Source organism: Sorangiineae bacterium MSr11367, assembly GCA_037157805.1.
Classification (GTDB): Bacteria; Myxococcota_A; Polyangia; order Polyangiales; family Polyangiaceae; genus Pendulispora; species Pendulispora rubella.
On record CP089983.1, the window covers coordinates 9,067,461 to 9,091,991 of the forward strand.

General features: G+C 62.8%; 28 protein-coding genes. 16 read left to right on the forward strand and 12 right to left on the reverse strand.

Going from position 1 to position 24,531, the window contains the following annotated elements; translation table 11 throughout:
- Window positions 1–3: 3 nt before the first annotated feature.
- The 4 genes from LVJ94_34590 to csx17 all read left to right on the forward strand — a co-directional run bounded on the left by LVJ94_34590 (window position 4) and on the right by csx17 (window position 3,703).
- Window positions 4–399: a DUF2809 domain-containing protein gene (locus LVJ94_34590; GenBank protein WXB02028.1), complete on the forward strand. Its 396-nt coding sequence runs from the start codon at window positions 4–6 to the stop codon at window positions 397–399.
- Window positions 400–1,441: 1,042 nt separating this feature from the next.
- Complete coding sequence (locus LVJ94_34595; protein WXB02029.1) at window positions 1,442–1,966, forward strand: hypothetical protein; 525 nt, start codon at window positions 1,442–1,444, stop codon at window positions 1,964–1,966.
- 210 nt (window positions 1,967–2,176) lie between these two features.
- Window positions 2,177–2,386 (forward strand): hypothetical protein, encoded by a 210-nt coding sequence (locus tag LVJ94_34600; protein WXB02030.1) that lies wholly within the window; start codon window positions 2,177–2,179, stop codon window positions 2,384–2,386.
- A gap of 237 nt (window positions 2,387–2,623) precedes the next feature.
- Entirely contained in the window at window positions 2,624–3,703 is a 1,080-nt protein-coding gene (gene csx17 / locus LVJ94_34605) for a type I-U CRISPR-associated protein Csx17 (protein WXB02031.1), read from the forward strand.
- Between the two features lie 34 nt (window positions 3,704–3,737).
- Here the strand turns inward: csx17 and LVJ94_34610 are convergent, their stop codons facing one another.
- The gene (locus LVJ94_34610) at window positions 3,738–4,286 is read right to left on the reverse strand and encodes a hypothetical protein (protein ID WXB02032.1); all 549 of its coding nucleotides are present in this window, start codon (window positions 4,284–4,286) and stop codon (window positions 3,738–3,740) included.
- 279 nt (window positions 4,287–4,565) lie between these two features.
- Between LVJ94_34610 and LVJ94_34615 the strand changes: the two genes are divergently transcribed.
- Window positions 4,566–5,516, forward strand: coding sequence for a hypothetical protein (locus LVJ94_34615; protein ID WXB02033.1), 951 nt, complete (start codon window positions 4,566–4,568; stop codon window positions 5,514–5,516).
- 38 nt (window positions 5,517–5,554) lie between these two features.
- Here LVJ94_34615 and LVJ94_34620 read toward each other — a convergent pair whose 3' ends face one another.
- Together LVJ94_34620 and LVJ94_34625 are read right to left on the reverse strand one after the other, a co-directional pair.
- Window positions 5,555–5,965, reverse strand: coding sequence for a hypothetical protein (locus tag LVJ94_34620; protein ID WXB02034.1), 411 nt, complete (start codon window positions 5,963–5,965; stop codon window positions 5,555–5,557).
- Window positions 5,966–6,140: 175 nt separating this feature from the next.
- Window positions 6,141–6,785 carry a hypothetical protein gene (locus LVJ94_34625; protein WXB02035.1) on the reverse strand — a complete coding sequence of 215 codons (645 nt, stop codon included), beginning with the start codon at window positions 6,783–6,785 and terminating at the stop codon, window positions 6,141–6,143.
- A gap of 303 nt (window positions 6,786–7,088) precedes the next feature.
- On the opposite strand from LVJ94_34625, the gene LVJ94_34630 reads away from it, so the two are divergent.
- The 3 genes from LVJ94_34630 (at window position 7,089) to LVJ94_34640 (ending at window position 9,630) form a co-directional block, all read left to right on the forward strand.
- A complete protein-coding gene (locus LVJ94_34630; protein WXB02036.1) occupies window positions 7,089–8,033 on the forward strand; it encodes a pentapeptide repeat-containing protein in 945 nt (314 codons plus the stop codon).
- A gap of 48 nt (window positions 8,034–8,081) precedes the next feature.
- Window positions 8,082–8,249, forward strand: a complete 168-nt coding sequence (locus LVJ94_34635) for a hypothetical protein (protein WXB02037.1) — start codon at window positions 8,082–8,084, stop codon at window positions 8,247–8,249.
- A gap of 376 nt (window positions 8,250–8,625) precedes the next feature.
- Window positions 8,626–9,630 (forward strand): hypothetical protein, encoded by a 1,005-nt coding sequence (locus tag LVJ94_34640; GenBank protein WXB02038.1) that lies wholly within the window; start codon window positions 8,626–8,628, stop codon window positions 9,628–9,630.
- Here LVJ94_34640 and LVJ94_34645 read toward each other — a convergent pair.
- The 8 genes from LVJ94_34645 to LVJ94_34680 form a co-directional block, all read right to left on the reverse strand.
- Window positions 9,617–9,844 carry a hypothetical protein gene (locus tag LVJ94_34645; protein WXB02039.1) on the reverse strand — a complete coding sequence of 76 codons (228 nt, stop codon included), beginning with the start codon at window positions 9,842–9,844 and terminating at the stop codon, window positions 9,617–9,619. The genes LVJ94_34640 and LVJ94_34645 overlap by 14 nt on opposite strands.
- 82 nt (window positions 9,845–9,926) lie before the next feature.
- Window positions 9,927–10,157: a hypothetical protein gene (locus LVJ94_34650; GenBank protein ID WXB02040.1), complete on the reverse strand. Its 231-nt coding sequence runs from the start codon at window positions 10,155–10,157 to the stop codon at window positions 9,927–9,929.
- A 69-nt stretch (window positions 10,158–10,226) separates the two neighbouring features.
- Window positions 10,227–10,961, reverse strand: a complete 735-nt coding sequence (locus tag LVJ94_34655) for a hypothetical protein (GenBank protein ID WXB02041.1) — start codon at window positions 10,959–10,961, stop codon at window positions 10,227–10,229.
- 107 nt (window positions 10,962–11,068) lie between these two features.
- Complete coding sequence (locus LVJ94_34660; GenBank protein WXB02042.1) at window positions 11,069–11,362, reverse strand: hypothetical protein; 294 nt, start codon at window positions 11,360–11,362, stop codon at window positions 11,069–11,071.
- Between the two features lie 25 nt (window positions 11,363–11,387).
- Window positions 11,388–11,756 (reverse strand): hypothetical protein, encoded by a 369-nt coding sequence (locus LVJ94_34665; GenBank protein ID WXB02043.1) that lies wholly within the window; start codon window positions 11,754–11,756, stop codon window positions 11,388–11,390.
- 74 nt (window positions 11,757–11,830) lie between these two features.
- Window positions 11,831–12,553 (reverse strand): helix-turn-helix domain-containing protein, encoded by a 723-nt coding sequence (locus LVJ94_34670; GenBank protein WXB02044.1) that lies wholly within the window; start codon window positions 12,551–12,553, stop codon window positions 11,831–11,833.
- 1,037 nt (window positions 12,554–13,590) lie between these two features.
- Window positions 13,591–14,208: a hypothetical protein gene (locus LVJ94_34675; GenBank protein ID WXB02045.1), complete on the reverse strand. Its 618-nt coding sequence runs from the start codon at window positions 14,206–14,208 to the stop codon at window positions 13,591–13,593.
- A gap of 238 nt (window positions 14,209–14,446) precedes the next feature.
- The gene (locus LVJ94_34680; GenBank protein WXB02046.1) at window positions 14,447–14,923 is read right to left on the reverse strand and encodes a hypothetical protein; all 477 of its coding nucleotides are present in this window, start codon (window positions 14,921–14,923) and stop codon (window positions 14,447–14,449) included.
- 472 nt (window positions 14,924–15,395) lie between these two features.
- On the opposite strand from LVJ94_34680, the gene LVJ94_34685 reads away from it, so the two are divergent.
- The 6 genes from LVJ94_34685 to LVJ94_34710 all read left to right on the forward strand — a co-directional run bounded on the left by LVJ94_34685 (window position 15,396) and on the right by LVJ94_34710 (window position 20,577).
- Window positions 15,396–15,854: a hypothetical protein gene (locus tag LVJ94_34685; GenBank protein WXB02047.1), complete on the forward strand. Its 459-nt coding sequence runs from the start codon at window positions 15,396–15,398 to the stop codon at window positions 15,852–15,854.
- 142 nt (window positions 15,855–15,996) lie between these two features.
- Window positions 15,997–17,301, forward strand: coding sequence for a hypothetical protein (locus LVJ94_34690; protein WXB02048.1), 1,305 nt, complete (start codon window positions 15,997–15,999; stop codon window positions 17,299–17,301).
- Between the two features lie 97 nt (window positions 17,302–17,398).
- The gene (locus tag LVJ94_34695) at window positions 17,399–17,872 is read left to right on the forward strand and encodes a hypothetical protein (protein ID WXB02049.1); all 474 of its coding nucleotides are present in this window, start codon (window positions 17,399–17,401) and stop codon (window positions 17,870–17,872) included.
- Window positions 17,873–17,976: 104 nt separating this feature from the next.
- Window positions 17,977–18,306: a hypothetical protein gene (locus LVJ94_34700; GenBank protein WXB02050.1), complete on the forward strand. Its 330-nt coding sequence runs from the start codon at window positions 17,977–17,979 to the stop codon at window positions 18,304–18,306.
- Window positions 18,307–18,583: 277 nt separating this feature from the next.
- Window positions 18,584–19,615 (forward strand): helix-turn-helix transcriptional regulator, encoded by a 1,032-nt coding sequence (locus LVJ94_34705; GenBank protein WXB02051.1) that lies wholly within the window; start codon window positions 18,584–18,586, stop codon window positions 19,613–19,615.
- A gap of 632 nt (window positions 19,616–20,247) precedes the next feature.
- Window positions 20,248–20,577, forward strand: a complete 330-nt coding sequence (locus LVJ94_34710; GenBank protein WXB02052.1) for a hypothetical protein — start codon at window positions 20,248–20,250, stop codon at window positions 20,575–20,577.
- 81 nt (window positions 20,578–20,658) lie between these two features.
- Here LVJ94_34710 and LVJ94_34715 read toward each other — a convergent pair whose 3' ends face one another.
- The gene (locus LVJ94_34715; protein WXB02053.1) at window positions 20,659–21,303 is read right to left on the reverse strand and encodes a sigma-70 family RNA polymerase sigma factor; all 645 of its coding nucleotides are present in this window, start codon (window positions 21,301–21,303) and stop codon (window positions 20,659–20,661) included.
- 221 nt (window positions 21,304–21,524) lie between these two features.
- Between LVJ94_34715 and LVJ94_34720 the strand changes: the two genes are divergently transcribed.
- Together LVJ94_34720 and LVJ94_34725 are read left to right on the forward strand one after the other, a co-directional pair.
- Window positions 21,525–23,249, forward strand: a complete 1,725-nt coding sequence (locus tag LVJ94_34720; protein WXB02054.1) for a hypothetical protein — start codon at window positions 21,525–21,527, stop codon at window positions 23,247–23,249.
- A 132-nt stretch (window positions 23,250–23,381) separates the two neighbouring features.
- Entirely contained in the window at window positions 23,382–24,497 is a 1,116-nt protein-coding gene (locus tag LVJ94_34725) for a DUF2806 domain-containing protein (protein WXB02055.1), read from the forward strand.
- The last annotated feature ends 34 nt before the right edge of the window (window positions 24,498–24,531 follow it).

Below are 24,531 nucleotides of genomic sequence, written 5' to 3' on the forward strand. Positions count from 1 at the left end.
TCGGTGGAGCCGTTACGATGGGCGTGGGCCTCGAGGCGCGCGGTCGCCATCCTGGCAGCCGTCATCGTGCTGCTCGTCGGGCTCGCAGTTCGCAAATGGACGGGAGGAGCGTTCGCCAAATACGCCGGAGTCGCGCTCTATGGCTCGCTGATCTACACCCTAGTCGTCGCCATCGCCCCGCGCCTTGCTCCATGGCGAGCGGCCGCGGTCGCCTTGGGGTTTTGTTGGGCGATCGAGTTCGGCCAGCTCTCGTCCATTCCTGCGTCGCTCAGCAAGCGGAGTATGCTCGCCCGCCTGGTCCTCGGTAGCACGTTCAACGCGCCCGACTTGTTCGGCTACGCCGTCGGCATTGCGCCGATGGCTTGGGGCAACAAAGTGCTTCGCCGGAACCCATCCTGAAGTGCATTCCGTCAGCGATTCGAGAACCCCCTCCGTTTGGACAGTAGCGGAGCATCCGAGCTTGTTCTGCAGCAACCGAGAGAGCCGCATCCAGTACGTCGGGTCGCACCCCTTTCCCTCGATCACGCTCCAGTCGTCGTCATCACCTGTCCTCAGAGCGGCAAGAAGCTGGACTACGTAGGTCGGGTCTGTTCCTTCATCCACGATGACCCGCACCTCTTCGACAATAGGCGTCGCGCCCCGAACGCGTTCAACAACGACGATTTGAATCCCTCCGGGCACATCGATGTCATGAACGTAAACCTTGTGCGTGGGGGCAGCCGCCGGCGACGGTTTCGTCAGCGCCCCCACGACCAGGCCCGCCCGACGCGCTCTCGACCGCTCCCGATGCACGAGACGCCGGCTGACTGTCACTCCGACGGCTCGGGCATTCGCGATTACGGTGTCCACGCTCTCCTGCAAGCGTGCACGGATAAATGCCCGCTTCGTGTCGTCGCGCACTACGCGCTCAACCAACAGGCCCGCCTGGCGCGCCACCCTCCGCTCCGTATGGACATGCGCCCGGCTGATCGTGATTCCGGCCGCCCTAGCATTTACGATTACGCTATCCACGCTCTCGTGCAAGTGTGCTCGGATGAACGCTCGCTTTGTTCGCGGGTTCCTCTCGCCGTCGTCACCCCGACTCGGCGGGACTTCATCACGATCGCGCTCCACTCGCGCACGATCTCCTGGGCGAGGACTCGCCTTGTTCTTCCGGCATCCGACGAAGTGCGAATCCGACGAGCAGGCATTTGACGAGCGTACCAGCGAGCCCGGCGTACGGACAGGTTCCCCCGAGATCGTCGGACGCCGTTCTCTCGCTGCGCCGCACCAATCGAGATTCCATGCGGGCTGGGGCCCTTTCCCCGTGCGGCGCAAGCTTGTTCCAGCCCATGGTTTCGTCGCGCTGCACGGCTGCGGTACCGTTGAACGTGTGGCGACCCTTGCTCAAACTGGTGCGCAGACGAGATGTAGCACTTGGGATACAGTCTAAATTACGAACATGCGAAACAATCCTGCTCGGCTCACGGTAGCCGAGGGCGAGCTTGATGTGAGGTTGGCTGTCTGGGCAGGCTTTCGTGCCGGAAAACGCGCGAAGCCGTCCAAGGGCGACGTGTGCGTCTCGGTCGGCGGTGATGCAATGGTCGAGGACGACGACGAAATCACCGCTGAACAGCATACCGCATACCGCACGATCCTCGATGATGCCGACGCGATGCAACACGCGATCGTTGACGCGATTGTGCTCGAGTACCCAAAAATTCGAGCCAAGTACAATGGCTTTCAAATGCAAATGCCGGCGCAGATCGACGCTACAAGCATCCGTGATCTCATCGAGCTTACCAGCATCAGCATCCACAATGTGCACGCCGACGGCGTCGCCTATGTGGGTTACTCGCTGGCCTGTGCCTGGGATTCCGAGCACAGCGTCGGCGTGATGACGCACGGCCGCCGCGTCGTCGAGGTGGGAGGAGCTGACACTGCGATACTTGCGTGGATAGCGGAGCGCGATCTGGAGCGTCGCTGATGACGAGACGTATCCCGCGATTGTGCGCGCGACGTGTCAAGCCCTCGAGTACCCGTTTGCGAATCGCGGCGACCCCTCAGCCACAGCCCTAACGCGTTCTTGCGCACGAGAAGCCGTCATCGAAAGGGATCCATCCCCCCTGACGCGGCTCAAGCGCCCCTCAAGCGGTGGCCCCCTTGCGCCGGGCTCAGACTGTATTACAGTCCACGGATGGCTGAGAAAACGGCTGTCGACATCACCTTGGACGAAGCGGACACGAGAACGTGGGAGAGTGGGGGGCCGGAGGGGGAGGCCCTGCGAAAGGCCATCCGTGCGCGAGCTCGCGCCGTCGGCGGTCATGTCGAAATCTACGCGCACGATGGGATCACGCTCGACGCCATCGACACCCCCGAGGATGACGCTTGCTACGAAGACTCCTGAGGCGTCGCCGTGCGTAGTCCGCGCAAGCCTCCGCGTACGACCCAGGAGCCGGGCGGGCTGTGGTACTCGACCGCGCAAGACCTTCGTCGCCGCAAGGTCTATTCCTTCACGTTGCCGACCCACCTCGTGGAGGAGGCTGAGGCCCTCGCACGTCGCGGGGGTCAGAGCCGCTCGAAGGTGATGGAAGCAGCGCTCGAAGCTTATTTATCGGCCAACTCAATACAGGGGAGACGACCCATGATCTCATTGCTTCACTACCTTCGTGCGCTCGGCGTACTCCGAGTCGTCGCGATGCAGAAGGACCCCGAGGCGCGCCTATGGTTTGAAGGTGACACGCCCCGTTTTCTGGCGACGGCCCCAGGAATCAATATCCATGGCGAACGCGTGCGGCAAATTGCCAATTGGCGCGACATCGAAGTGTTCTTCTGTCAGGAATACAAGCCGACCCCGATCCTCTCACCGTGGAACGGGGGCAGTGGGTTTTACCCAGGTGACACGGCGGCGCGCGCGCGACTCGCGGTCGTCAAGCAAGGCGGCTCGCGCCGCTTCGAAGAGTTTCGGCGAATGATTGCCTGGTGCGAAGGCGCCACGAAGGATCTTTCCAAAGCGCAAGACGGCGAGGGAAAGGCACGGCTCATTCGCCGGTGCCACAACGAATGGACCGGTCCGGCCCTCGATTGGGTGACCGCCGCAACCGAGGTGGCTGACGATGGATCCATTCAATTTCCGGCATTGTTAGGGTCAGGCGGAAATGAGGGCCGGTTCGACATCTCCACGAATTTCTTGAAGTGGCTTCTGGAGCTCTTTGACCCTTCCGCGGCCACCGAGCATGAACAAATACTCCATGCTTCAGGGAATGAGCCCGTCGAATTCGTCCCCGGCGCGGGAGTTCGGCCGCAGGCCGCGGCCTGGTTGCGGCATGCTTTCGGTCTTGAGGCCATCGCGCACAGCCTTCCCCGAGGCTCGTTCTCCTTTCTCCAAGCGGCAAACGAGGGTGAGGAGACGCCACGCAATCCATGGGACTTCGTCCTTGCCATGGAGGGCGCTTGCGCTCTTGGCGCGGGCGCTCATCGCCGCTTGGAGCACCATTGGGGCCCTGCTGGAGCCCTCACCGCGGAGAACATCCCGGCCGGGTATTCGACCGCCGTGGAGGGCGAGAAGACTCGAGGAGAGGTCTGGCTCCCGCTCTGGGAGTCACCAGCAACCTTCGCCGAGGTTCGCGGCTTCTTGCGCAATGGAATGCCCCGAATCCTCGGGCGAGCTCCGACGGGTGCTGACGACATGGCGTTGGCCATTGCATTGGGCGGCCTGTCTTAGGGCGAACGACGGCTCTTTCGTAACTACGCGAGCCCTAGGCCTTACCGTGAGGGTCGCTGATGAATACGCCCTTCTGACCAAGGGCTTCGAGTTCCATTTTGGCGTGGCTGCTCCGAATGGATTCAGCGAACTCCCGGCACCCCTGCGCGGCGAGCTCCTTGGCCCGCGCTGATGACGGTTCGAGGAGTTCGCGAATGCGCTCGCGATTGGTGCGGTCCTCTTCGACCGTGAGCCAACGATCCTCGTTCTCCGTGACATCCGCGGCAACGCTAATCGGGGCGCCGTACTCACCTATCCCAAAGACATCCCAAACCGGGGTAATGGCGCGGTACGTGGAATGCGCTTGCGCAATCATCCCCATGATCCCGGCCTCGAGATCGCCCGGACCACCAAGGACCACTTGGTCGTGGGTATTCTCCAGCGGCGCAAAGGGGATGCCATCCGGACCTGGTTCCCCCGCGTGCGCGTGGATCCTCAGCGCGAGATACAGGACCTCGAACCGTTCGGCGCGACGGCGCAGGAGAACGCCTGCCGTGCGCAGCTCCGCGACGCTCGTCTTCTTCTTTGCGGCAATGGTGAACATCAATATGGCTCCCGCTGCAACGATACCATTCCATCTCGCCGACGTGCAGGTGCTCGCGTGATGTTGCATCGTGCAACGCTGGACGTTGCGCGGTGCAATCCGCGGCCAGAGACGCGGCTGGGGAAAACGGGTACGCACGCGCGTTGGGGCTCGACCGTTACGTCCTCCGGTACCCCCGATGTCGACCTCACTTCCAAGGCGTCGTGCCTTGCGCCAGACGCTCCTAGGCATACGCTCCGTAGCGGCGTAGCAGCACCGCGTGAGGGGAGGAATACGGCAATGGAATCCATGGAACCGCGGGTCGTTTGCGAGCGGCTCGCCCTGCTCGGCCCCGTGCTTCGCGAGCACGCGCGCCTCGTGCCCGACAAGACGACTCCCAGCACGCCGCGCCTGATAATTGATCCTCGATGGGAGATCCGGGCATCCGCCGATTCCCGCGCGGCCATCCGAGCAATGCTGCGGGATGGGACATTGGGCAGCCCCGCGATGCTCGGCTGGGCGGCCGAATGGGCCCGGTCAGGGTTTCCGCATGTGCACGTGGACGATCTCCTGGCCGCGTCGATGATGGCCAGCAAGATGCCGCGCTCCACGGTCGCGGACCTGCAGACGCCTTGGCCAGCATTCCGATTGGATCTGCCGACTGGGCTGCTCCCCTGCGATGATGCGCCGGAAAGGTGCTGGGCGTCAGCCTTAGTCCAGTGGTGGGGCAACCGCGTGTTCATGCTCGTTCTGCCGAGCGGCGGATGGCGGGCACTCCACCTCGGACTGCGCAAGCCGGAGGAGCTGGCCGACAGTATCGGGCTCGACAAAAGCGCGGAAGGGTTTGAGTCGTTCGAGTCGCAGGAGCGACGGGCCATTGCGATGATCGACCGTCTTTTTCTGGGCGTCTGCGCGCACTTGTCTTCGCCGGAACGTCTAAGCGAATTGGCCGCCCAGCGTGATTCGGCAACGCATCGAGCCGGCGAAGGGAGAAGGCCGCCTGGCTCGCCGCCGAAGATCTGGACGTACGAGCTGCGGCGGGACGTTCGCGTGGACGTGCGGGCCGCCGTGCAAGCGTACGTCGATGGCGGCGGGTCCTCTCCGACGGTCCAGATGTTGATCCCCGGACACTACCGGCGACAGCACTACGGCCCCCGCAATGCGACTCGAGTCGAGCTGATTCAAATCGACGCTTATTGGCGCGGGCCCGAGGATGCGCCAATCGCGGTGCGCAAGCATGTCCTTGGATAGACGCCTCGAACTGGCGATTCCCGAACGCGGGCGACGTCTCATTCCCACCAGTTCTTTTTCAATCGGCGTAGCTCACGGGGATTCGGCCGGCGAATGATCAGCCTCACCTCCCAGTGCCAATTCGAGAGCGAAACGACGGACCACGCGCGGAGCTTGACGTCCATGTTGTGTCGCTCCACCACACGAACAACCTCATCGGAGATGGCATCAAGCGGTCGTGGATAGCGCCCGGGCTGGAGGAAGCTCTTTTCGGGAAGCTCGGCGCGCCCCCACTCAAATGGATGCTTCGCTGGGACCACGAGCGCGAAGACCGCATCGTCCTTTTCGTTCAACTTCCACCGCGCCTGCGCGGGCTCGGGTCGGTCCTGGAGCGAGTCGTGCGCCTTGAGCTTCTCGAGATCGGCAAAGAGCTCCGGCAGCGGCGGGCTTAGGAAATTCCGGCGAGGCATCGAACGGCTTCCCCGACCTGTTTGAGCGGGACCTCGATCCGCAGCACGCATTTCTCCGGGCGGGGCTCGAGCATGAAGCGCAAATTCAGCTTTCTGCAGGCATTTTCGATGTCGGCAGCGGCTCTGGCGAGGGCAGCAACGTGGGCGAGCATGCCTCAAAATACTGTGCACACGTTCAGTTATCAAGCAGACTGGACCGTCGAGGCGGAGACGTCGCATCGTTCTCGACGCTAGCCTTCTTGCTTTTCGCCACGAGGGGGCGGCCGAGCCATCGGCGGGCGAGCTCCAACGTGTTGCACGACTCACGCAGACACGCCCGTCCGTCTTCCGAGAGCATCACGCCTCCCGCGTATAAAAACCGCTCAATGAGCGATTGCAGGTCGCGTGTGGCTTCGGCGTACCCGTATTCGATCCATGGGTTCGGATCGCGCCCGTTTCGTTCGGCCAGCCGCCAAAAGAGATATCCCTCGATACGTGAGCCGCGAACGTGGCGAAGGCGTCGTTGAACCTCTTGGAGAGACGCCCGGACGACCTCCCGAACATCGGTGGCCGCCTGTGCGGCGGCGACCGCGGGGAATGCCTCGGCGTTGCCCGACAGGCGCGCGGTTTGCCATTCACGCTCGGCACGGGCGCTTGCGATCCAGGCCAGACGCCGCGCCTTGCGCAGCATCCACTCCGCACTGCGCCAAACCGTTGCGCGTCCAATGTTCACGAGGCGCTCGGCCCTGTGGACGAACTCCTTGGAGCCAAATTCTGGCAATTCACCGGTCACGCGGACCCTCACGGAGAGCGAACCGCGCATTGAGTCCTTCTTGCTCATGCAGCTTCCATCGACCCGAGAGCATGGATGGTTGCGAGACATCTTGCCGGGTCCTCCCAACGATCGCTCGAGCCTCCGAGCGATCGGAACAGTAACCGTCGGCGTACGTTCCGCTCTCCCGCCCCGGCAAGAGCCGCGGGCGCTCTCTTCGTGTCGTGGGGCTTCGAGGATCCGCGACCGCCCAGGTAGTCCCATGCGGCGAGCGGAATAAGGGCGGTGCAGGTGGCCGAGTGGGCTTCCTGCGAACGGCCTTCGCGCCGAGCGCTTGGCCGTTTCCGACTGCTCTATTCCGAGGAGAAGACGATGATCATCGCGATCCTTTCGCGCGCCGACTTGCAGGCGTACGGCGCGTGCACGGCAGGCATGCGCTTGTTCGATTCCATCGCCGCGATGCAAGGTGACCCAAGGCGCATCACCATCGAATGGACGCCGCTCGCGCAAGCGTGGCTTTCGGTCGGCGCCGGCGGCAACGTAACGGGCTTTGCCAACTGGCTTCGAGAACGCGGACTCGTGCCCGAGATACCGCTGGACCGCGCCCACCTGCGCGGAGCAGACCTCAAGGGTGCGGACCTCGAGGGCGTGAATGTCGCGCACGCCGACCTTCGTGATGCGTGTCTCGACTGCGCGACGCTTTCAGGCGCAAACCTATCGCATGCAAACCTTTATCGCGCCAAGCTCGACCGCAGCGACCTCCAAGAGGCCAATCTTGTTGGCGCCGATCTTCGCGAAGCCAAACTCCGCGAAGTAGGCTTCGGGCATGCGGTGCTTTGCGGCGCCGATATGGCGCGCGCGGATCTCCCCTACGCGTGCTTTCTTCGAGCCCGACTCGACAACGCGAGTCTGCGGGCCGTAACCGCGCGACACGCGGACTTCGCTGGCGCGCGGCTTCTTGCTGTGGATTTCGCCCATGCGGATTTAACCGGCGTCGATTTCTCCGGCGCCGATATGCGATGTGCAAACCTCGAGGGCGCTGACCTGATGAATGCGAACTTGAGCGGCGCGCACCTCCAATCCGTCGTGTTCTCGGGGGCGAATCTCAGGGGTGCCAACTTCGACGGTGCATTCCGAAGTCGCAACGACGCATTGATCGAAGGCTACGAGACAATGGTCGCGATTGACGCCGACGACACCGACGTCATGCTGGCCCCGCGCCCACGGCCACGCGTCGCCGAATCAGCGGCTCGACCGAACGCTTCGTCCGTAGGCACGGGTGCGATGGACCCCGAAATTTTGCAACAGGCACCGTAGCGAGCTACCGACGAAGGGCCGGCGCCTTTCGCCACCGTGGAGGAAGTGATGACCAGGGATGAAATGCTCGAGCTGCTCCGCAGCGCGCTCACGTTCGGGGATCCCGATCGCGCTCGGATGATCGACCGCTACCGAGACGCCATCGAATGGCTGGAGGACAAGTCGAACTCCAAGCCCGTCGAGGGGCAAACGAAGAACGCATGGGTGCTCGAGTAGCGGCACACGAACGATCGAGCTCGAGGACCTAGGAAAGGAGCGCCCCCGCGAGGGGGCGCTCGCCTACGCATCGTTTCTCTAGCCGCGGGCTTGCGGTGGGCTCAACGAACGGCGGCCCGGAGGGCAACTGACTTCGGTGGGGAGCAACGTGAGGCTCGCGCGGCAACGCTGATAGAGAAAAGGCGCCGACTTGCGTCGGCGCCCTTTTCACGGAACGCCAGAACGCTTCGTGACTCGCAAGGTGCAGCATGCGGGACGTCCGCCCGCGTTGGCAAGCCACAAAGTGTGAAGCAGGGCGGCGCGGTTCAAAGCATAGGTATCAGTCTCGGCACGCTTCAGCCTTGCACCGCGCGCGCGGCTGCGGCATCCAAGGTGCATGCGCCCCCTTCGGCCCGCGGCGGAGCCACCGACGCCGGAGAGGCTCGCCGCCCTGCTCGAGAAGGTTCCCCCCCAACCACAGGAGGTGGGAGGAGCCACGATCGACGAGATCGCGCCGGCGGAACTCTGGCGATGCGAGCTTAAGCTCGACGGCTACCGCGTCGTCGCCTACTGCCACGGTGGCGACATCGCATTGCGAACGCGAGAAGGGGTCGGCTACACGCGTGAATTCCCCGCCATCGTCGATGCCCTTCGCCAGATGAACTTTCAAACGTGCGTTCTGGATGGCGAGGTATGCGCGATCAATGACCGTGACCTTCCCGACTTCAACCTCCTCCAGAATCGCGCCAGCGCGAAGGGGCTCCGGACCGCCTACTTCGTCTTTGATGTGCTGTGGCTCGGGCGGCTCGACATGCGCGAGAAGCCGTTGGAGGTCCGGCAGGAGGCGTTGCATGCGCTACTGGGCGTCCGACCGCCTTCGGGCACGATCGTCCTCTCCCCATGGACCGATGCACCGCCTGCCGCGCTCCTCGAGCACGCACGTAAACGCAAATATGAAGGCATTGTCGCCAAGCAGTTGGGTTCAAAGTACGGGGTAAATAAGCGGGCATGGCTCAAGGTCAAATGCGACCCTCGCCAGGAGTTTGCGGTCGTCGGATTCGTCCCGCAGGTCGGAACCACGGTCGTCGGCTCGCTGATTTTGGCCGTGTGGGAGAACGATCGATTCGTCTTCGCCGGCAAGGTGAGTACGGGGCTGAAGGACAAGCAGCGAAGGGAATTTGCGCGCGCTTTGAGAGAAAATCGCATCGAGACGCCCATGGTCGAAGGTGTGCCAAAGAAGCTGGCGTTGAAAACCATTTGGGCCCAGCCGACGCTCGTGGTCGAGGTGCGGTACCGAGAGCGAACCACCGGCGGCCACCTGCGACACCCGACTTTTTGGGCCCAGCGCAAGGACAAGCAGCCGAAGCAGTGTGTTTGGGAACTGCCTGCTAAGAAGGCATGACCCTTCCCGGGCAGTCGCTCTCTTTCGCGTCTTTAGCGATTCCGCGCCGGCTCTCCGCGAAGCGCTCCAGGAGCTCGTCCGCACGACGCATCCGCGCCTCCTCCTCCGCACGCGCCTCGCGCGCCCTCTGGCGTGCCTGCGCACGCAGCGTAATAGCTACCATGGTGAGCGTCGCGATGCATGCGCAGAGAAGCAGGATCTCCACCAAAATCATCCCGTGATTGTCGCATGGCGGAAGATGCGGGACCTAAAAAACGACGTTGACGCCTGTCCCCACGCGAGTGGGGACAGGCCAATTATTCCACGTCGACCCGAACCCTGTCCGTCACGCTCGTCGAATGGTCTCCGCCAATCGGGCGCATGATCTGGCCGTATCCAAACGAAAGTTCGGAGTCTTGCCAGAAGAAGGCCCTTTTGCCCCAAATCGATGCGACGACATGATTGATTGCGAGGTTTCGGTCGCTCTCGTTGGACTCTCGGGTCCAAGAGCGGCCGCCTTCCTTCAGCTCTTGAATGACGATCTTCACGACGGGTCTCCTTGCCTGGCGCCGTGCGGGGGCGAGTGCGCGCCACCTTTATTACTCCCTCCGGCAGCGCTAATCCCACGCGGGTCCGCGGCTGGAGTGGAGGACATTCGGGTCTCTTTGCAGGCCGTCGCCGCTGAATACGCCTTCCTCGTCGAACAGGTCCGCCTCCGTTCGTGCCACGATCGCACGCTCAAGGCATTGGGCAACCACGTCGTCGTCGAGGCTCGCCGCACGTAGACGCGCGCGTGCGGCTTCGGAAAGGCTGATGTACCTCGTGTGCAGAACCCGCTCGATCACCCATGGGACCTCGCGCATCCCTTCTGCAAACCCGTGCGTCATCCACTGGCCCGTGTCGCGTCCATATCGTTCGGCCAGCCGCCAAAGGACGAAGCCGTGGACCGACGAAGCTCGCGGGTGGGCAAGGCGCCGCTGTACACGGCCGAGGGACTCCTCGATGACCGCGAAGACGTCCGTAGCGATTTGCAATCGTCTCGCGGCCGACGGAGCCTCGCCGTCCCTGGTGCGGCGCCGTTCCCAGATGACGGTCGGAACCGATGAGAGGTCGCACGTCCCCGGTTTGCCCCACCGACCGACCTCTTCGCCCTCGGCATGGGCAACTTCTCGGTTGGCCAACCACCAGCCCCTGAGCAGCATCCGCTCCGTAACGTACCAGGCGATCTTCTCGCCTTGGAAAAGCAGCGATTCGGCCACGTGCGCGAAATCAGCGGAGAACAGCGGCGGCAACGAACGCGTCTCTTGGCCAATCCAGAACATCAACTCACGCGAGGATTCTTTCTCGCTCATGCTGCTTCCATCGGCTCGCGAGCGCCGATGGTTGTCAAACATCGTTCAGAAAAAATGCGCCACGGACTCAGCAGCGCTTGGCGGGCGGAGCCACCAAAGCGGGCCGGTCATTCCTCCGCGTCGATGGGGCATTCGGCCGCAGAGCGCAGTCGCCGCTGCTCTTCCGTCTCGCGCGCCACGTGCCATCGCTGTCGGAGTTCTTCCCGGTGGGCGGGGACGCCGAGCGGTCGCAACTCCTTGGCCACAGCGACGCCGAGCACGCCATGCTCGTAATCCACAACGTCATCCCAATTCAGCGAGACACCGAACCAATATCGAGCACTTGCGTCGATATCGACGTCGTCTTTCCTCTTCTCATCCCGCCCAATCAAGACCCGGGGCGGGAACTGCTGATAGCGCATCGAAGCCTCCTTTTTTTTCGTACCTTCAAGACGAACGCTTACGCGGCGCAGGTCTCTCGCGCAGCGCTTCCACTTCGCGCCACAAACGGCCGGCGGCCTTTTCAAGAGCATGAAGAACGTCGTCGTAGTGGTCCATCTCGAGCATGTCGCAGTCGGACGGGTCGGACCACCACGCCGTCGGGCCACCCCCGTAGCAACTCATCGCGCCGCTCTGACGCGCCGACCCCTGCTCGCTTGGGTAAATGCCAACGCAGCAGCCAACTGAATAATCCTTGCCGTTGACCGTCACATCGACGGCAACATACGCGTCGAGATCACTCACTTCCTTCTCGTCAGCATCGTCGTCACCCGCGAACTCCTCGGTGACATGGCCGACCTTGACGGATACTTTCATATCTGACCCCTTTCGAGACGGGTGTTGAGGATCATCACGAATCCTTCGAGCGCTGAAGTGCGGAGCGATGCAGCTCACGACGGCCTCCATCCCGCGGCGCGCAACGCCTTGACGGTTATGCCGAGCGCGGCGGCGATCTCCTCCGGGCTTCGTTCACGAGGACGAGGATAGGGCTCCTCTCCACGCTCCATTCGGCTCAGAAAATCGTCACCCTCCACGAAGCCCGGGACTTCACGCTGAAGCAGCCATGCCTTCGCATCCTCCCACGGAATGCGCTGGGGACGGGTGCCCTTCACGGGCCGCAGCAGCCCTTCCACGATGTCGCGCTGGACGGTCCGTGTAGAACATCCTGCGACCGCAGCAAGTTCGCGGGGCGTCACCTCGCCCCGTTGATCAATGGCGATTCGGCACTTGCACGCAAGGAGCACGACTCGCATTGCATCTTCGGCTTCCACTTCGGGCGAATCGAGAAGCCCACCTCCAGCCGTGGGCCCGTCGGCGGATGAAAAGAGAACGGTGAACATCGTGTTCATCGCATCGGCGAGCATTCCCGTATGCGTCCAATCGCCAACGGGAAGTCCTCGCTGCGCCGCAATCGTGAGCAATCGTGCCGTCCTTCCCGGATCGCTCCCGACCGCAAGCTCCTCCGCTCGCGGGCTCTCAATCTTCAGCGTGTCCAGAAATTCGACCTTGAACACCATCAGGTGATCGATCACCTTCTGGCAGACTTGGACCGCCACCTCATTGGGGTCGAGCTTGGCGAGCACCACTCGCTCCGTGTCCGGGTCGCCCGCCATCGCACGTCTTTCCCTTCTGGCCAGCCTCTCTGCTGGTTTGGACGCTGCCTTCGTCGTCCTCACAACCTTCGATTTGCGCGCTCTCTTCTGCATTTCGCTGGCGAGCATACAATACAACACCGTGTCGCCTCGTCAAGCGACGTATGTCGTTTCAATAAACGACATATTGCGCTTCGCGGAACGTCACGTACCATAGCGGCAGGGAAAGCACGAAACGAGTGCTGCGGACCTCGAGGAGCCGTGCCATGCCGTACAAGAAGGGAAGGTGTCAGTATTGCGGCGCGCCGCCGGCGAAGAATCGAACCAAATGCCTCCCGTGTCTCGTCGGCCAGCGTGAGAGAGAGCGAAACCGGCGCGCCGAGCATCGCCGGCTTGGCCTCTGCAATGCGTGCGACGAACCGGCAGCGAAAAACCGCGCATACTGCAATGTCCACCTGACCTACTTCCGGGAGCGCGTTCGCACGGAGACCGTCGCCCGCCGGGAGGGCCGTACGCTCAAAGAGCTGCGTCCCGTATCGCTTGCGGAGGTACGCGCCCGTAGCGTCCCTTCGCCGGCCGTGGTGATCGCGGCCACGCCGAGCGGTGGCGCATGCTCGGCCGCCGAGTGCGATGCCGTTCGGCTCGCGATCGAGGCGCTGGTCCGCTCCCTTGGAAGCGTTGGGGATGTGGCCGGAGCGCTCGGGCTTGGATGCCAAACGATACGAAATGCGCAGAAGGGACACTCCACGCAGCACACGCGGGATGCCCTGTGTGCGTATCTGCAAATCGCCCCGGAAGCCCTCCTACGGAAGGAGCGTACGTCGCGAGCCGCGCGATCCACGCTGGTCGGGGCCATTTTGGGATACGAACGAGGGAGAGAACCAACCGAGACGGACGCAGGGCTCCCGGAAGACCTCGGTCGCCTAGGAAAGACCCCCGCCGAGCTTCTGTCGATGCCGATTGAGAAGCTTGCGAACCTGCTCCGTGCTTCCGATACGCGCCATCCGGCGGGTTCGAACGCATTGAAGGACGATCGGCTCTCGGCCCCTCCGACAGCGCTACCGTCGCCGATAAAGCGAACGCCAACCAACGACAGCCGAGTGAAGGCGGATCTGGCCCTTCTCGATGCCGTCGCTCGCCGCCTGGGTTGGACGTCCGCGCGACTCCGGCGGATGCCGTTTGGAGAGTTCATGGCCTTCCTCGCGAGCGAGCAAAGAAGGAGAGCGCGTCGAGCGCGCAGCCGCCCCGCGCCCGAAGCATCGGCGCCCCCTCATGCCACGGAGCCCGTTGCGCGACTGCCGGAAAGCAGTTCTCTTTCTGTAGCGTCGTAGGCCCGCTACAAGGCCGAGAGCCGCCCTCACCGCAACGGCGAGACGCAGGATCTCGCGGTGGTACGCATTGCGGCACGCTTTGGGCAATACCATGTCCAGCCACTGGGGCGTCTGGTCGATCCGGCGTACGCACTTCAAACATTCGCGGACGTCGTGGTAGGCGACGATCCGAGGGTCCTGCTCGGCCTTGGTCTCCACGCCGCACGCGTACGCGATGTATTCGCTTTGCAGGCTCTCGCTGATTTCATCGAGTCGGTTCTCGAACGCGACCCGCGCGTCGCCGTCGGCAGCCGTGGCAAGCCATTGCCGCCTCAAATCGTTCAGCAAAGCATCCAGCAACATCATGGCGACACATTAGCCAGCGGATCGTTCATGACACAATGTGAATGACATAAGTCGCCGGATAAGCGTGTCGGCTGGTCACTTTCGTCCGAACACTTCGGTTCCCAAGAAACCGTTTGGCATGACCAGGCCCATGTCGGAGGCATTCTCGCGTCGACGCGAAAATCCTCCGCCGGCCTCTTGGGAGGGATGGCGACAACGGTTCCCGCCCGGAGCAAGCGGACGCCGCTACGGCACTCGGTCACGTCACATGTGCCGTGCAGGCGTAACAAAGGCGCTTCGGATGATTCGCGGCTTGGTGGCTACGTTTTCTGCATTGGGCGCACGGGTGTTTCTGTTCGGGCGCTGCACGCGAGCACGCGTAGCAGAGGCCCCGTTCCCATGGGTCAATCTTGGCAAAAAGGCTCTCCTCCCCGCAGTCCCTGCACTTGGGCGGGGCCTCCAACACGGTATCCACCACCGCGTTCCAAGCTGATTTCCGAAGGTCCGACAGGTCGGCCCATCGCGGCACATTCGTCATGCCCAGGTCGCGTGCGCAGTGCCATGCGGCGGCGAGCTTCGCGTCACGGTCGCCCGATTCATCGCGAACGACGGTCGCGATCGCGTCCCAAGAGTCCTTTGTGCCGTCGGGAAGGTTCTCCCAGGTGGCAACATTCCACGAACTTCGACGGAGAACGGCGGCGTAAGCCTCGTACACCCGCTGCTCGATCGGTTTCATGCGTCTTCTCCTCGGTGAGAAGGACGCGGGGCGTCCTTCACGTTCCGTATTCCCGAATTCCGGCGGGGTTTGCGGGAAGGACGCTAATGTGATGACCCATGTGCGCATGACGTGGATGATGTGCACGTCTTCCATTACGGACATCACATGCAACATGTTCCGCGTCATGCGCAGCCAGATCGTGCTTCACGTCGGCGACATCGAACTCCACGCCGACTCTAAAGAGGCCGAGCCTACCGTACTTGACCTCATCATCGGCGCGCGCGCAGGTCTCTCTCGCCCGCGCGACGTCCGAAAGCACATTCGACGCGGCATTGCCGAGAGAGCCCTGCGCGAGGGCGAGCATTTTCGCCGTGAATTTTCATCGCGCCAGATTGGCGCGGTGGGAATTTCCCGAAGAAACGACTCCCATTCAGACCAACGAGCGCCGTCTTCCGACAATTTCCCATCGCGCCAACCGGGGGCGGTGGGAATGCCGCAAAGAATCGAGGAAGAGTTCTGGTTGACGGAGTCGGGCACGTTGAAGCTGATCACGCGCCTGCGGACGCCCCAAGCCGACGCCGTGGTCGACGAAATGATCCGCGTCTACCGGCAGGCCATTTCGGAATTGCGCGCCCCTGAACCACCGGCCCCGGCGCGGCTTCTGTCAGAGGTCGCGCACGGGCCCCGCGTTGGCGACTCCGCGATCCAGCGCCGGGAGGTCGCCTTCTACTGCCGTGCGGCCGCAAACGCGTGCTCCGCGAGCATCCAGAGCATTCACGGCTTCGTTCGGCGGGAATTCCGTGTTCCGGGCATCTACCACCTATCGGTGCTCCTCTGGCCGCAGGCGAAGGCGCTGCTCGAGGCGCTCGGCATGGGTCGGCTGATGCTCCCAAAGCGCCGCCCGCGCCTCTTGCCCGCCCACCCGAATCAACAACGCCTTTGGTCGTAATGCCGAGCTGACGTCACGACCGCCCTCCGCAAATCGATTCTCCCATCGCCAATCGCGCGAGCGCTGAGCGCCCGCCAAGAAAGGGATTCTCATGCCCCGTTCCGCATCCAATGTCCGTTCTTCCTTCATCCGATCGCTTGCAATGGCGTTTACGCTTTTGGCCTGGACATGCGCCGCGGCGTGCGATGACGACTCCGCAACGCCACCGACACCGATTCCGGACGCGGGCCCCGATGGCGAACCGCCGCCCCCTCCTCCTCCTCCGCCACCGGACGGCGGAGATGGCGGTGACGCGGGCCCCTTTCGCCCTTTGCTCGCCGTGGGCGGCGCACATGTCTGCGCGGTGTTGGAGAGCGGCGAGCCACGGTGCTGGGGCAGCAATGGGTCGGGTGAGCTCGGAAACCCGCAAGTCGTCACGTATCCTGACGGAACGTTCTTCTTCGATGGCTCCGATGTGTCCTTTCCGCGCCCGGCCTCGATTCCGTCGGCCGCCGGGCTCGCGCTGGGCATCGCTGACTCCTACGCGGCGCAGAGTACCTGCGCGCTCGCGGCGAATGGCGACGTGACGTGCTGGGGCAATGATCGCACGGGAGCCCTCGGCCGCGGTCCCGACAGCGCCAAGCTTTCGGATCGGCCGCACCCGGAGGCCGCAATCGTCGCAGGACTTCCTCCCTCCGTCGCCGTGGCCACGAATGGCGCCACCTCGTGCGCGGTGAGCAATGCCGGAGCCGTACACTGCTGGGGGAGCAACGAGTACTGCCTCCTCGGCAATGATGCTCCGGGGATCGTTCGGTCGCCCGTGGCGGTGCCACTCCCCGCCGGCCGAACGGCCACGGTGGTCACGCTTGGCAGCGAGCATGCCTGCACGCTTCTCGATGACGGCACCGTGGCTTGCTGGGGCAACGCGACCCGACCGAAGGAGGCGGGCGCCGTCACCCCGCGCGTCGTTGCGGCCCTGACCGACGTCGTAGAAATCGGCGCCGGGTGGCAGACGACGTGCGCGCGGACGCGCGCGGGGGAGGTGCGCTGCTGGGGCAACAACGTCTACGGGCAGCTCGGACGCCCCACGCCGGAAGTCGTCGATGAAGTTCCGGCACCCGCCGCGCTACCTAGCGGCGATCGCGCCACCGCCCTCGGCGTCGGCTATGCGCACGCATGCGCGTCGCTCGAAAGTGGTTCACTCCATTGCTGGGGCTCGAACCAGTACGGCGAGATTGGCACCTCCCCCGCGGACACACCGTCTCCTGGCATTCCCGCCTCGGTCCTTCCCCGTCGCGTCGAAGGGCTGCCGCATGCGCCGGCGTCGATCTCCGCGGGTCTCGAGATCACGTGCGCGGTGCTCACGGACCACGGGGTCTGGTGCTGGGGCAAGAACGGCAATGGCGCACTCGGTCAGATGTCGGTGGACGAGGAGCCGCATCCGGCGCCACTTCGCGTGACGTTCTGAAGCGGGCCGATACGGCCACGGAACAAGGAACTCGCCGACCAACGCCCTCACGCGCTGGTCGGCGGGTGTTCAAAAGCGACAATTCAAGGAGGAGCCCATGACCGAAGAGCTGATGAATACCCACGTCCAGAACGCACAATCGATATCGAAGTCCGAAGAACCCGATCCGATGGAGCCAACGCTTTTCTGCTCCGACTTCGGGACGGCGGAGCCAGGAATTCGGGTGGAGTTCACGGCCCGAACGGTGGACGGAAACGTCACCCTGCGCAACGTGCGCTGGGACACCATCGCATCCGAGACGGGCATTCCGCGAGCAGACGTTTGCCGCTTGTTGCCGAAGCTTTCGGGCGAAGCGTTCGACGGTAAACGATGGACCATCGTGGAGCAGGACGAGTCGGGATGCCTCATGGTCTGCCACCGCGTCGATGCGAAGGTATGCACCGAGGTGGCACTCCAATTCGCGGCCATGGTGACTGCAGCGGCACAGAAAAAGGAGCCGCCCAACGAGCCCCCATCGAAATCGCTGACCCTCGACACGCCCGAATACGTCATGGCGGTTATCAACTTCTGAGAAAGGGGCGGTGCATCGAGCACACCGATTCGCGCGCAAATTCGTTTTCGAATCCGGAATAAGAACGATGAAGGGGCAACCCCTTCTTCCAAAAGGAGATTCCCATGAAAACGATGTTCAATGCATTCTTCAATAAGATGCTCGAGAAGCGGTTCAACATGGTCCTCGAGCGCAACGTCGAGCAAGCCATGGCCGACTTCAACGACCCGGAGTTCGACAAGAAGTTTGCTGAAAGGCTGCAAGAACTCGACCGATATGCGCAGCTGCTCGACGAGTCGTTCGACCGTGCCGGCCAGAACAAAGTTGTCATGCTGCTCGAGGAGGGGACACGCCGGATTCGACATCCAAGGGTGCGCGCAGCGGCCGAGACGTTTTCGGAGTGGGCCCTCAACGCGACAGCCATGGTCTATTACCGCGGGTCGTTGCAGGGGTGATGACCGAGAGCGCCGCCCAAAAGGCGCTCTCTTTTAGCTCCGCATCCTTCTTCGGCGGACCCGTCCCGAAGCGTCAAGTCTCGTACCGCCGTTGCCGCCGAACCGAGCGGCTCATGTTCCCCGCAGAACTCCCGGCAATGTTGCATGTCGCAACGCGAACGTTGCACCACGCAACACCGTCGCGACGCCGCGAGCAACGCACAGGTGTATCGACGCGCTGAGAAAGGCCGCAACCGGAGGAACGCTCGAGCCGATGGGGATGCTGAGAAAACAGGCGATGGCTGCGACAGCGAAAAGCTCCGATCCCGTCACGCTCATCGAGCAGGCGTACAATTTCGGCCACGAAGACGAAGGTGTATGGCTCGAAGGTGTCGCCCGCGGATTTCACGCGGTGCTGCCAAAGCGGGGGCTACGCGGCGTCCACACCTACATCTATCGCAGGTCAGGGCCGACGCAGATCGCCATGGAGCGCAACTGCCTCATCGAGGCCAAGCGTTTACCAACGCAGGAAGAGCTGCGCGGGCTCGTTGCGCGCCATATTCAGTCCTACCCCAAGACAGCGATCCGCATCTTTCAATCGCGGTCGTTGGCATGGTTCGGCGACCTCGATCCGGAATTCTGGAACTCGCCGTCGGTGGAGGCGCGAGACCAGTATTCCTTGGCCGACTCGCTCCTGTTGAACAGCAGCGACGCGACCGGCCTCGGCTGCATGACGAATCTCTACTTCGATAAGCGGGTCGTCGTCCCGAAAGCGCGGCAGGAGAGCCTATCCCGCGCCGGAGCCCACGTCGTCGCGGCGCTGCGAATCCGTCGCGCGATGGCCGGGCGGGTGCTCTCGCCGAACGATGCCGAGGCGGTCCTATCCCCGTCGGGGCGAATCGAAGAAGCTTCGGGCGGCGCAAAGACGCGCGTGGCGCGCGATGCGCTTCGCGACGCAACGGTCGCCATGGATCGGGCGCGCGGGCGCCTACGGCGAAGTGAGCCCGAGCGTGCGGTTGCGCTCTGGAAAGTGCTCGTGGCGGCGCGATGGTCACTGCTGGACCACTTCGATGGCGACGGACGGCGGTATGTGGTCGCTTACTGCAACGCCACGGAGCTCGCCCCCCACGAGCGTCTTACTCCCCGTGAACATCAAGTCGTTGCCTTGGCCACGCAAGGCCACTCGAACAAGAGCATCGCCTACGAGCTCGGGATCTCCATCTCGACAGTGGGCGTTCTTCTCGGCCGGGCGGCGCGACGCCTGGGTGTGAATTCGCGGGCCGCGCTCATCCGCACGTTCGAGGGGCAACGTCTTTACACAGCGACGTAAACAAAATCGACGCTTGTCATCGCATCGGACTACGTCCACATTGCAGGTCGCCGACGACATTTTGCGTAGCCGGCGCTTGGCGAAGACCCGAATTCACCCGCGCGAGCAAAGGAACGAGAGGTAGTGCGATGTTGCAGAGCGCAACGTCACATTGTTGATTTGCAACATTTGGTGGTTGTTCAGAGGAACCGCCTTCTGAAAAAGTCCGAAATTGGGCAGATCCGTTTTGAGTCTTCCTTGGGTACGAAACTTGATTAGCTATCGCAGCGGATAGCTGTGCCTCGCGGCCGGAGGTGGATGTCCTCCGGTCATCGTCGTTCGGATCTCGATGCCTTCGGGCCTCTTTCGAAGCCGCTGCTGCGGCAAAGTAGGCTGACATGCGTGAACCTTTGGAAGCGGTGGGTGGACCCTCCTCGAGTCTGGTGGACTCGTTGCGAACCGGTGAAGGTCGCCGATTCGGGTTCGAACGCGAGTATGACGTCGTGCGTGTCGAGAGTTGCCTTAGCCGGTACTCCATTGTGATCGGCGGACGTCGGTACCACTTCGATACGGAGGAAACGTTCCGGTCTCACGACGACTCGTTCGAGACCAGCGGCCACTCTGGACGGCCAGACTGCAAGGCATTCATCGCCGTGGGGGCAAGCCTTTACCTTGCCGGCAATCGCCTCCACCTGGAGTGCCGGTCCGTGCGTTACGCGGACGAAACGGGCGCGCGCGCGTATTCGTACCCCGTACGTCTCGAATCCGAGGGCCCCGGAGGGTTCATGCTCCAAGCGTGGTCACGCCGATCCGCCGCTCACTGTTGGGACTTCGTGGACGACACCCTGTATGCGACGCGGGACGCTGTCCGGGATGCCGCCGAACGCCTCGGGCTTGCAAGCGAGATTCCGTATGACTCGTCGAAGGCAACGAATGCCCTGGGGAACGCAACCCTGGATTGGCGCGTCGTCGACGTCGCATAGCGTCCCACGGCCACAGCGGTGGTCCACTGAAAGGCGGCCGCTCCCTTGCGGAAGGGAGGTGCGCGGCGGATCGTGCATCCGTTATGCACGCAACGCGCCAGCTCCCCACCATGGGGACCCGCAAGCAGCAGCGGAATACCTCAAACGAGAGAGGTCTGAGGTGCCGTTCAGGAGCAACGCGCACAACCAGCGGCGCCCGTGCCCCAAACGAATGCGAACAGTATCGCGAGTAAGCGCGAATTCCTTGGCGACCTCGTTTAAATGAAAATCCAGAACATGATATGCGAGGAAAACCCCGCGATCTGGCTCGGGCAACTTGCCAAGTGCGCTACGGATCCAGGCATTGCGCTCGGCTTCATCCAGATTGCCACCCGCATTCGTCCCTGGGTCGTGAGACACCACGAGCGCGTCCAATTCGTCGAGATCGAATCCCGTCACGAAGTAGGCGCGTGCACGTCGCTTGTGACGCATCATCCGCCTCGCCTCGTTGACCGTGATGCGAAAGACCCAGCCCAAGAAACTCTCACGAGCAGGGAACGCCTCGAGACGATGGACGATTTGCAATAGTGCCGTCTGCGCCAGATCCATACGCTCATCGTCCGCCAAACGATAGCGGCGAACCAAGTGCTCCAGGTGCGGGACGAGCGCGCGAATGAGAGCATCGATCGCCGCTCGCTCACCAGCGACCGCGCGCCCGATGACGGACGCCTCGATTGTGAGTGCCATGTGCTAGCCCCTAACGCATCTTCGAAAGCAGCGGGTGTCAAATCGCGCGTCGAGCCATGACGAAGCGCGGTCTCCAAGAAAGGGAGCCTCGTGTGGTGGTGGTTTTGTGGAGACGAAGTCGCTCCGTGCTGGAGCGGAGACCATCCTGAGCATGTGGCGTCGGAGACGCGTGCGCCGGTCCCGATTCCATTCTCGACGGGGCGCACTCCAGCGTTGCGACCATGGAATCCACCGAGAGCGCGCCGCTGCTCCCCATCGGCCGCGACATCTTCAACGTGAAATCGTTCGGGGCCGTCGGCAATGATGTGGCGGATGACACCGCCGCCATCCGCGCCGCGCTCAAAGCCGTGCCACACGAGGGCGGCATCCTTTACTTTCCCCCCGGAACGTATCGCCTGACGTCGCCCATCCGTGTCGCGCGCGGAAACATCCGTGTTTGTGGCGCAGGCCGTTGCCTGTCGACGCTCCACGCGACCGGCTTCGTCGGCCCGATCCTGCTCGTCGGCCCCATGCTGGAACCCCTTCCCACCGCCCCATCGTTGGTCAAAGGGGCTGGCAATGCCCTCGACTTCCGCGGCGCAAAGTACGATCATTACTTGAACCTCCGTGATTGCCCGTCGCTCGAGGTCGACGGCCTCTCGCAGTTCACGGCGGAGTGCTTCTTCCGCCCCACGGATGTCGCGGTCGTGGGACAGCTCTTTGGCTCGTATGGTCGGCTCTTCTCGACCGATCCCTTCGCCACGGCCTTCTCGGTCTTCAAACTTGCCGACCGCATCGTGGCGCACGTCACGGTCAACGGGACGTTGCACTCGCTCGTTTCACCTTACGGTACCCTTGCGGTGGACACGGTCTACCACGTCGCCATGACATTCGACGGCTCCGGGACCGACACCATCATTCGGTTGTACGTGCACGCCCCCGGATCGGGCCCCAACGAGCCGATCGCCTCCCTCACCTTACCCGGTAAGGGCGCCATTACACAGAGCGATTACGAGAATGTGGTGGTCGGCTACACGTTCTACGGCTGGCCATGCACGGGAGGGGCATTTTTCAATCAGGCCGGCGGGGATCTTGATTCAATCCGCATCAGCAACAAGGTCGTCTATCCCGAACGCTTCGCGGCACCGAACGCGAAGCTGCCGTTCGTCTCGGGCCAAACGCTCGTCGTGATCAACGGCGACCGCGTGACCGATTCCTTCGTCGTTCTCGCCACGAGCAGCGGCCCCTTCTATTGCGCCATTCGCCGCCTCTCCATGAAGGCCATCATCACGAACGTCGAAGTGTCCGATCTCGGCTTCGCATCGGGCGCGCTCGATATCTTTCTCACGCCCGATGGGCGGTACGACAATCTAAAGTTCGTCACCCAGCGCGGCGCGATGCGTCTGAAGAACAACTGCTTCTTTTCGGCGGGCCGAAACATCGATATCATCGCCCAATATGGCATCGAGAATACCGATGCGTCGGGCGTCAACCATTTTTCACAACTCAAAATTCTGGCTCGTCTTGGCTTTATCTCCTACAGTTCCTCCGTCTCCCTTGAGGACGCCAACTTCCAGGTCTGGAAGGACTACGCCGCGGTCTTCTCCGGCGCCGGCGGCGCCAACGCAACCGTCGACATTCGCAATCCGATCGTCAACGACGAAGGCTGCACGACGCCTCCGACGAATGCGATCTTTGCCTTCGACAGCATCAAGGGAGCGCACATTTCTGGTGGCATCGTTCAATACATGGGGTCGAAAGCCCCCCTCTTATCGGTGAAGGGCGAAAGCCATCTATGCGTCGTTGGCACCACACTCTCTCCCGCGCTGGATGCGGAGGAGATGATCCACGTGGACGACGACGGCGCGGCGAAGGAGATTTCGCTGCTGGCGCCAAGGCTCTGGCAGCCTAGCCGGCCTGTACCCATCACGAGGTCAACGCAAACGGCGATCAAGCAGATTCCGTAGCCTCCTTCTAGGAAACAACGGCATCGTCCCGGACTCTCGGTCCCGGCGCATCGCGGGACATACTGGTCGCGCGGCTGAGGTTGTGAACTGGCGGAAAGACCACTGCCACTCTGGTATCTTCCCTAACGATCCATGGATCCAGATGCCATCAACAAAGCAGTGGCCGCCGCGGGCAAGCCGCTCGAAAAACTGGTGGACGTCGTGAGCGCAGGCATGGGCCACGTCACCCGCCCGTTTCTCGTTGTGATCAACGCGTACGCCGATGGGAAGGCGAACTTGATTCGCCAGGCCTACGCCCACCGAATGGAGAGATTGCAGGCGCAACACAGCGCCCAACTCGCCGAGTTGCAAGAACCCAAGGCACCCGCGCTACGGCCAAAACCCGAAGAGCCTCTCGACATTGACGTTGTGTTCGAGGAGGCCGAACCCTCGGAGCTCCTTGCGGCACGCTTCATGGAGACGGAGCAGCAGGGTCGCCGGCGTGCAAATCTGATAACGATTGCGGCGGAAGCGGCCGACAATCTCCCGCCCCACGTATCCGACGAGCCGGTGGACCCGGATTGGATTGAACGATTCTTTGCGAACGCGAAGGATGTCTCCCGCGAGGACCTCCAGCGGCTTTGGGGAAAGCTGCTTGCCGCGGAGGTGGCCCAACCCTCACGTGTACCCTTACGGACTCTCGACACGCTTCGGAACCTAACCGTCAACGAAGCAAAGCTTCTTCACAAAGCTGCCTCTTTTCTCGCGGTCGGTTATGTCTATGTCATCGTTGGCCCGGATGCCCCGGATGACGCAAGGCTCTCGGGCGCCGAACTTGCGACATTGCAGGACGCGGGAATCTTCGAATCTCCTTCCCGCCCTCTCTGGATGGATCCGCTGAAAAGTTCTGATATCGATTTCAATGCGGCGGAGAAACGGTTTGGCGATCGGTACCTCTTGCATCCTGGTGCCGAAAAGCAGGCCTATCAGCAGTCCGTTCTTGTCTACCGCACCGGGCACAAGCTTATTATCCAGTGGGCAAATAGCGGAATAATACCACCCAACTTTTTCCTCGTTCGCCCAAGTGCAATGCCCCTATTTGACATAATTGCCAACACGACCAGCCTGACCTACCTGCGCTACCTGGTAACAAGCATCAATAAGCACGAATTCTATCAAGCATGGATTCAGGAACCTTCCAATTGGGAAGGTGAGAGATTGGGGAAGGAGACTGCGCCGCCAGCGCCCGAGGGCACACCAGATTCTTGATGCCGGAGTTCCCACGGCGCGCGCGTTGCATCGA